This window comes from Pseudomonas sp. JV245A (genome assembly GCF_032424515.1).
GTDB lineage: Bacteria > Pseudomonadota > Gammaproteobacteria > Pseudomonadales > Pseudomonadaceae > Aquipseudomonas > Aquipseudomonas protegens.
In genome coordinates this window covers 1-981 of sequence record NZ_VYKE01000421.1, presented here as the reverse complement: position 1 = coordinate 981, position 981 = coordinate 1, and the positions used below count along the sequence as shown (strand labels likewise).

Below are 981 nucleotides of genomic sequence, written 5' to 3'. Positions count from 1 at the left end.
ATCGCCCCAGATGGTGGTGAAGGCCCTGGCTGGCAGTTGATCCCGTAGGAACCGGCGGACCGTTTCAGCCCATGGCCGCCCATAAATGCTGCGCCGCATAACCGCGCCACGGCCGCCAGGCCTCGGCCCGGGCCAGCAGTTGGCGGGCATTGGGCCGCAGCCCCTGCAGACGTGCCATAGCGTTGAACAGGCCTACGTCCGCCGCCGGAAAGGCATCGCTCTCGCGCAACTGGCGCAGGGCGATATATTGCGCGGTCCAATCGCCGATTCCCGGCAATTGCAACAGGCGCTCCACCCCCTGTTGCAGGCTGGCCCTGGGTTCGAACAGGAGTGGATCGTCGAGCAAGGCCTGGGCCACGGCAGACAGCGTGCGTGCCCGGCTGCGGGGCATTCCCAGGTCGGCCAGGTTGGCAGTGGACAGCACCTGGGGAGTGGGAAACAGGTGGGTCAAACCAGGCCACTGCGGGTCGGGACTGGCCAGCAACCGGCCATGCACCGCCACCAGCTTGCCCGCCAGGCGGATCGCGCCCTGCACGGTGATCTGCTGGCCCAGCACGGCGCGAATGGCCAGCTCGAAACCGTCCCAGGCCCCGGGTACTCGCAGGCCCGGGCGTGCCGCCAGCAACGGTGCGAGCAGCGGATCACGGGCCAGATGGCGGTTGATCAGGGACAGGTCCGCGTCCAGATCGAATTGCCGGCGCAAGCGCGCCAGCACCTGGGGCAGCAGGGCCTGCTCGGCCCCCTGCAACTGCACCTGCAAATGGCCTGCAGGCCCCGGGCAGACACTCAAGATGCCTTGCCCGCCCGCCAGCGCGAAGGTGCGGGCATAAGTATCGCCCTGCACCACCTCCAGGCCTTCGATGGCGCGGGCCCTGAGAAAGCCCAGCATCGCCGGCCAGTCGTAGGCGCCCTGGTAGGGCAGGTGATGAATCACAGCGCCAGCAGGCCGCTGTACAAGCCATAGGCCGCCAATAAGGCGCC

At 68.3% G+C, this 981-nt stretch carries 1 protein-coding gene; it reads right to left on the bottom strand.

Annotation, left to right across the window (positions count from 1 at the left end; translation table 11 throughout):
* Positions 1-64: 64 nt before the first annotated feature.
* Positions 65-934, bottom strand: a complete 870-nt coding sequence (locus F6S12_RS32155) for a DNA-3-methyladenine glycosylase family protein (protein ID WP_123472894.1) — start codon at positions 932-934, stop codon at positions 65-67.
* Between the last annotated feature and the right edge of the window lie 47 nt (positions 935-981).